The sequence below is a fragment of the Micrococcaceae bacterium Sec5.8 genome (genome assembly GCA_039636775.1).
Classification (GTDB): domain Bacteria; phylum Actinomycetota; class Actinomycetes; order Actinomycetales; family Micrococcaceae; genus Arthrobacter.
In genome coordinates this window covers 3864259-3870955 of the sequence record CP143429.1, presented here as the reverse complement: position 1 = coordinate 3870955, position 6697 = coordinate 3864259, and the positions used below count along the sequence as shown (strand labels likewise).

General features: G+C 59.4%; 8 protein-coding genes. All 8 read left to right on the top strand.

Translation table 11 applies throughout. The features are described from left to right. Positions 1–461: 461 nt before the first annotated feature. The 8 genes from rpmH to VUN84_17815 all read left to right on the top strand — a co-directional run bounded on the left by rpmH (position 462) and on the right by VUN84_17815 (position 6169). The gene (gene rpmH, locus VUN84_17850) at positions 462–599 is read left to right on the top strand and encodes a 50S ribosomal protein L34 (protein XAS64119.1); all 138 of its coding nucleotides are present in this window, start codon (positions 462–464) and stop codon (positions 597–599) included. 41 nt (positions 600–640) lie between these two features. Then, positions 641–1051, top strand: a complete 411-nt coding sequence (rnpA, locus tag VUN84_17845; GenBank protein ID XAS64118.1) for a ribonuclease P protein component — start codon at positions 641–643, stop codon at positions 1049–1051. Next, positions 1044–1439: a membrane protein insertion efficiency factor YidD gene (gene yidD, locus VUN84_17840; GenBank protein ID XAS64117.1), complete on the top strand. Its 396-nt coding sequence runs from the start codon at positions 1044–1046 to the stop codon at positions 1437–1439. The genes rnpA and yidD overlap by 8 nt, the downstream gene beginning before the upstream one ends. Positions 1440–1455: 16 nt before the next feature. Then, complete coding sequence (gene yidC, locus VUN84_17835) at positions 1456–2436, top strand: membrane protein insertase YidC (GenBank protein XAS64116.1); 981 nt, start codon at positions 1456–1458, stop codon at positions 2434–2436. Continuing rightward, positions 2436–3056 (top strand): R3H domain-containing nucleic acid-binding protein, encoded by a 621-nt coding sequence (locus tag VUN84_17830; GenBank protein ID XAS64115.1) that lies wholly within the window; start codon positions 2436–2438, stop codon positions 3054–3056. The genes yidC and VUN84_17830 overlap by 1 nt, the downstream gene beginning before the upstream one ends. A gap of 17 nt (positions 3057–3073) precedes the next feature. Then, complete coding sequence (rsmG, locus tag VUN84_17825) at positions 3074–3724, top strand: 16S rRNA (guanine(527)-N(7))-methyltransferase RsmG (GenBank protein ID XAS64114.1); 651 nt, start codon at positions 3074–3076, stop codon at positions 3722–3724. A gap of 86 nt (positions 3725–3810) precedes the next feature. After that, entirely contained in the window at positions 3811–4878 is a 1068-nt protein-coding gene (locus VUN84_17820; protein ID XAS64113.1) for a ParA family protein, read from the top strand. 67 nt (positions 4879–4945) lie between these two features. Further along, a complete protein-coding gene (locus VUN84_17815) occupies positions 4946–6169 on the top strand; it encodes a ParB/RepB/Spo0J family partition protein (GenBank protein ID XAS64112.1) in 1224 nt (407 codons plus the stop codon). The last annotated feature ends 528 nt before the right edge of the window (positions 6170–6697 follow it).

Here is a 6697-nt window from a genome sequence, read left to right as displayed (position 1 = left end):
CGATCAGTTCCTCAAACTTGCTTGCCTTCATTACCTTCAGCCGGGCGGGTCGATCCAGCGCACTGGAGACCGCACAATCCACAGGGTTATGCACAGTCCGTGGATAATGGGCTACTGAGCCACTGTAGAGGATGAAAATGCCAGAAGATAGCTGGGTTCTATGCTGTGGATAATCACAACGGTGTAGTTCGAAATCCGGCCGGGTGGAGTGCTTCGTCCACAGGCTGGAGCAGGACTTAGCCACACCTGTGGAAAATCTGCGGATGGACTCTGGTTTGACTCGGGAGGGCGGCAAGCCCTAACGTTGTGAAGTCCCATGTGTACGCTTTTCGCCTCTTTTGTTTCTCTCCCGACGTATGTGTCGTGCGAGTCGAGGGAAGCGGCACATACAAAACTTAGCGTCGACCAGTTCTTCCCCTTGATCGGGTGGGCGCACCTTTGATCCCACTGGAGTAACTAACGTGAGCAAGCGGACTTTTCAGCCGAATAACCGCCGTCGAGCCAAGAAGCACGGCTTCCGCCTTCGTATGCGTACCCGTGCCGGCCGTGCCATTTTGGCAGCCCGTCGTGGCAAGGGCCGCACCGAGCTGTCGGCCTAAATAACTGACTCGTCGGTCCACATCCCTGTGCGAGTTTAAAGGTGCTGGCCACCCGCAACCGTCTGAGGACACCAACCGATTTTTCCACAACTGTACGTTCCGGTGTCCGCAATGGACGCCGGAACGTAGTGTTATATACGGCAGCTTTGGCTGCCGATGAACCAAGCCGGATCGGATTCATCGTTTCCAAGAGTGTCGGGAACGCTGTTGTCAGGAACCTCGTTAAGAGGAGACTGAGAGAAATCGGTGCCTTGTCGTTGCAGAACTACGGCAGTGGGTACGCCATCGTGGTCCGGGCTCTGCCCGCCGCGGCGAGTGCCAGCTGGGACCAACTGCGATCAGACTATGACACCGCCCTCGAAACCAATATGAAACGGTTGAGCAGCCGCCTTCCTAAGGCTGCTACTTCAGTTTCTAGCGAGACAACACAGGAAGGGACCCCGCGTGCGTAACTTAACTGCCGCCGTCGTCCCGCCTGCAAAATCCGCAGGAGCTTGGCTGGGCCGGACCCTCTGGAACCTGCCCCGCAATATCCTCATCCTCTTGCTTATGGCCTACCGCAAGGTGGTTTCGCCGCTGTATGGCCAGGTCTGCCGCTTTTTTCCCAGCTGCTCGGCCTATGCCCTCGAGGCCATCACGGTCCACGGAGCGGTCAAGGGGACCTGGTTGGCAGCCAGGCGCCTGGTGCGCTGCCATCCTTGGAATGCCGGTGGTGTGGACCACGTCCCCGCCGGTAAATTCCAGTGGCCCGCAGGCCGCACCCCCACAATTGTTGTGTTGAACAATCCGGACAAGTACCTGGCTGCTCAGACTGATGGAGAAGGCCGCTTTGCGGCCTGACGAATAGGGATATCGTATGGATTTCTTTGGAACAATCATGTTTCCGTTCAAGTGGCTTGTGTCTGCCATCATGGTGGTGTTCCACGATGGCCTGAGTGCCATCGGGATGCCCGCCGCCAATGGCTGGACGTGGACGCTGTCCATCATTGGGCTGGTGCTCGTGATCCGTGCAGCCCTGATCCCCGTGTTCGTCAAGCAGATCAAGGCCCAGCGCGGCATGCAGCTCCTGCAGCCTGATCTGAAAAAGCTGCAGGACAAGTACAAGGGCAAGACTGACCAGCTGTCCCGCCAGGCCATGGCGCAAGAACAGATGGCGATGTACAAGAAGCACGGAACCAATCCGTTCTCGGCCTGCCTCCCCATGCTGATCCAAATGCCGTTCTTCTTTGCCCTCTTCCAGGTCCTTTCCGGAATCACGGCGGCGGCCACGTCCGGGACGAGCATCGGTGCAATGAGCCATGAGCAGGTGGTGCAGTTCGACAAATCGAGTATCTTCGGCGCACCACTTTCTGCCACCCTGCTTCACGGCACGCCTGAGGGTGGCAACGTGGTGGCTGTGTGGATCCTCTCAATTGTGATGATCCTGGCCATGACGGCTTCGCAGTTCATCACGCAGAAGCAGATCATGGCTAAGAACATGTCTGAAGAGGCCATGGCGAGCCCGTTCATGAAGCAGCAGAAGATGATGCTCTATATCCTGCCGCTCGTCTTTGGCGTCGGTGGCATCAACTTCCCTATCGGCGTTCTGATCTACTGGACCACCACCAACCTCTGGACCATGGCACAGCAGTTCTTCGTCATCCGCCGCATGCCGACGCCGGGATCCCCTGCCGCGAAGGCTTTGGCCGAGCGCCGCGCCGCTAAAGGCCTGCCGGCCCTGCCCCTGTCAGGTGCCAAGAAGGCCGAAGCCGAGGCCGCTGAGGCCGCTGAGGCTGCGGCCGTGGTGGCCAGGAGCCAGCGTGTCCAGCCACAACGTAAGAACAGAAAGAGGAAGTAATGTCTGCCGAGAGCACCGACCACGCTATTTCCACTGAAGCCGTTGAAGGTCAGGGCGACGCTTTGAGCGCTGTTCAGGACACCGATCAGGACTCCACCGGCCGCTCCGGGGCTGTCGCTGGCACTGAGGCTGCCGGGGACAAGGGCGAGTCCGCCAGCCGCCTGGAGGAAGAGGGCGACGTCGCCGCGGATTACCTCGAGGAATTGCTGGACATTGCCGACATTGACGGCGACATCGACATCGAAGTACGCAGTGGCCGCACGTATATCTCAATAGTCGCCGAGGAAGAATCGGCCGGCCTGGAGAGCCTGGTTGGTAAGGACGGTGAAGTTCTGGAGGCCCTGCAGGAGTTGACCCGCCTCGCTGTACTGTCCGCCACGGAGAACCGCTCGCGCCTGGTACTGGATATCAACGGCTACCGCTCCGAGCGTGCCGGCGAACTGCAGCAGATCGCAGAAGAGGCTGTGACGTCCGTGACATCATCCGGTGAGACTGTCGCCCTTGCCCCGATGAGTGCTTACGAGCGGAAGATTGTGCATGACGCCGTCGCCGACCTGGGCCTGATCAGCGAGTCCGAAGGCGAAGGCGCGGATCGCCACATCGTCGTCTCAGCGAACTGAACGTGCTGGCAAGTTCCATGGTTGAGATTTCCGAAACCGAACTACGGGCAGCACAACAAATCTTCGGTGACCGCCTGCACCTCGCTGAACGATACGTTGAACACTTGGCTACATCCGGAACGGAACGTGGACTCATAGGTCCGCGTGAGGTCCCCCGGCTCTGGAGCCGGCACGTGCTCAATTGCGCTGTTATTGAGAACCAGATTGCTGAGGGGAGCCACGTCGCAGACGTCGGCAGTGGCGCCGGCCTGCCGGGTCTGTGTTTGGCGATAGCCCGTCCCGATCTGGAACTGACTCTGATTGAACCGCTTGAACGCCGCGTAATCTGGCTCCAGGAGGTGGTGGACGATCTCGGCCTGGGGAACGTCACGGTTATGCGGACCCGCGCGGAACTCGCGGTGGGGATGGTGAACGCCGATGTCGTGACTGCCCGGGCTGTCTCGGCGCTCTCAAACCTGGCCGGACTGACCATCCCGCTGCTTGCCGGCAAGGGCGAAGTCGTGGCCATTAAGGGACGCAGCGCCGGGGAGGAAGTTGAGAAGGCCGCCAAGGCCATCCGTAAGCTCGGCGGCGTCCAGACCTCCGTGGTGCTGGTGGGTGAAGACCTCCTCGAAGAACCCACAACGGTTGTCCGGATCGTTGTGAATAAGCCTCAAAAGAAAACCTAGCATCTGCCCGTTGCCCAAGGTCTCCCTGGGTAAGAGGTTAGGCTAGTAACCGGCATCAAACGCCGAATGAGAGTGAGAGTGTTCCAGTGACCAGTAGCGAAGCCTCCACGCAGCGGATTCCTCCGTTTGTGTCCCTGGGGTCCGCACGGGCCGTTGTTGCGCCTGCCCCCACTCCGGTGAATGCCAGAAATCGTACGGGATCGGTTGCTAAATCCACCGGCAAAGCCGGTGTTTCACGTGAAACACCAGGGGCAAACGCCGCAAACGTGCTGGACTCCCTGGATGATGCCAGCCCCATTGCCCGCGAACTAGCCCGGGAAACCAAACGGCGGGAGCGTCTCTTGGGCCGCGAGCTGCCGAAGCCCGAGAAGACCCGCACGTTCACCGTCTCGAACCAGAAGGGTGGCGTTGGTAAGACAACCACCACCGTGAATATCGCCGCGGCGCTGGCTGCCGCGGGCCTGAACGTGTTGGTCATCGATATCGATCCTCAGGGAAATGCATCGACGGCACTGGGAATAGAACACCATGCCGACGTTGACAGCATCTACGACGTCCTCATCAACGACGTGCCACTGCAGGACGTAGTGGCTCCCTGTCCCGATATTGCCAAATTGATCTGCGCGCCCGCCACTATTCACCTTGCAGGTGCGGAGATTGAGTTGGTTAGTCTGGTTGCCCGCGAGCAGCGTCTACGCCGGGCCATCGATGTCTATGCCAAAGAGCGGGCGAAAAACGGTGAGGAACGGCTGGATTACATCTTCATCGACTGCCCCCCTAGTCTTGGCCTACTGACAGTTAATGCGTTCTGTGCCGCCAGTGAGGTGCTCATTCCGATCCAGTGCGAGTACTACGCATTGGAGGGTCTGAGCCAATTGTTGAAGAACATCGAAATGATCCAGAAGCACCTCAATGCCGATCTGGAAGTGTCGACAATTCTCTTGACCATGTATGACGGCCGCACCAACCTTGCAGCCCAGGTGGCAGCAGAAGTTCGTGAACACTTTCCCAGGCAGGTCCTGGGCGCCGTGGTGCCGCGTTCTGTACGAATTTCTGAGGCTCCCAGCTACCAGCAGACCGTGATGACCTACGACCCCTCATCCAGCGGTGCTCTCTCGTACCTTGAAGCCGCAGCTGAAATCGCGGAACGTTAGAACTTTTTCGAAATTGCACTAGCTAGAGTCCGGTCACGCCCGGCTCTTCCAATGGAGGGATCTATCCATGAGCGACAAGCGACGCGGCCTTGGCCGTGGACTTGGGGCACTCATTCCAAGTTCTGCTGCGGCTTCCGCCAGCGGTGCAGCGCCGTCCCGTCCCGTGGATCTGTTCTTTCCTGAAGGTCGGAAACGAACAGCGGGTGTCGAAGCCGCCGCCGCGGAAGAGGCCCTCGAAGCATCCATCGCCGACGCGGTGAAAGTGGTCCAGGTTCCGCCGGAGGCACAGGCCGACCAAGGCCCCTCCGTCCCAACGGAGGCCGCCACCCGTGGTTCTGCTAAGAAGTCAACCGGGCGTGGAACTGCGACGACCAAGAGCGAATCCCCCGCTAGTTCTTCCAAAGCCGGGACTGCTGCTGACAGACCCGCAGAACCCCTGCCACCCGTTGACCGTGGCGTGGAACTCGTCGAGGTCCCGGGAGTCCGATTCGCGGAAATCCCTGTCTCTGATATCCATCCCAATCGGAAGCAGCCGCGTTCCGTCTTTGACGAGGACGACATGGCTGAGCTGGTGCACTCGGTTCGTGAAATTGGCGTGCTCCAGCCGATTGTGGTTCGCACATCAACCGAAGGAGGTGGAGAACCCTATGAGCTCGTGATGGGCGAACGCCGGTGGCGTGCAGTACAGGCTGCCGGGCTCGAAACCATTCCCGCGATCGTGCGTGACACCACAGACGATGACCTCCTTCGCGATGCGTTGTTGGAAAACCTCCACCGGAGTCAACTGAACCCGCTCGAAGAAGCTGCGGCGTACCAGCAGTTGCTGGAGGACTTCGGAACTACCCATGAACAGTTGGCCGATCGTATTGGGCGATCGCGCCCCCAGGTGTCCAACACCCTCCGTCTTCTCAAGCTGCCACCGCTCGTACAGCGTCGCGTTGCAGCCGGAGTGATCTCAGCCGGCCACGCCCGGGCTTTGTTGGCGCTACCGGATGCTGCAGCCATGGAACGGCTGGCCCAGAAAATTGTTGCTGAGGGCATGTCGGTCCGCGCGACGGAAGAGGCAGTGACGCTGTACCAGAATCCTTCTGGAACCCCGAAGAACAACATTCCGCGACCTGGCGCGCGGCACGAACGCCTGGATTATCTGGCTTCATCACTGTCAGACCGACTAGATACCAACGTTAAGATCTCGCTTGGTGCGCGCAAGGGGCGGGTCAGCATAGAGTTCGCCAGCGTAGATGATCTCAACCGCATCATGGACGTACTCACCTCCGGACCGGCCGCCTAAAACTTCGAGGCTCTTGGGACGGTTTCACGTGAAACGTTTCTCTGTTCTTGGTCAGCTGTACCTTCGTGCGCGCTGTACGACCCAAATTTTCCTGTTGGTATTCCGACAGGTCTAGCGGTGGGCTCCCGCCGTCCTGATCCGCCAGGGTTCCGGACCGCCACCACTGAATGCCGTTTCGGAAGTCCGGGACGGTAGGCGGTAATCGCGGTGCGGCTTACCCACTACGTTGATGCCGGAACTTGCCCCGAAACCGGGGAAGAACGCACCCAGTAGCTTTTTCGTCTGGGTCGTTGCCGCCAGGCTTGGAATCATTGCCTATTGCCCGGCGCTCAGTTCCTTTCGATCCAAGATGTCAGTGGATCGGCTCAGGCGTGGAGAGCAACTGGACGGCCGCCATAATTGGTCGAAGTGCGGCCAGGTTTCCTGCGCAAGTGGCTCCTTCTCTTAGTCGTGGACATCATCCGGACCAGTTGTCGGAATGGCTATTGCTCGCCGATGATCATAAAGTTTCACGTGAAACCTTGCCCC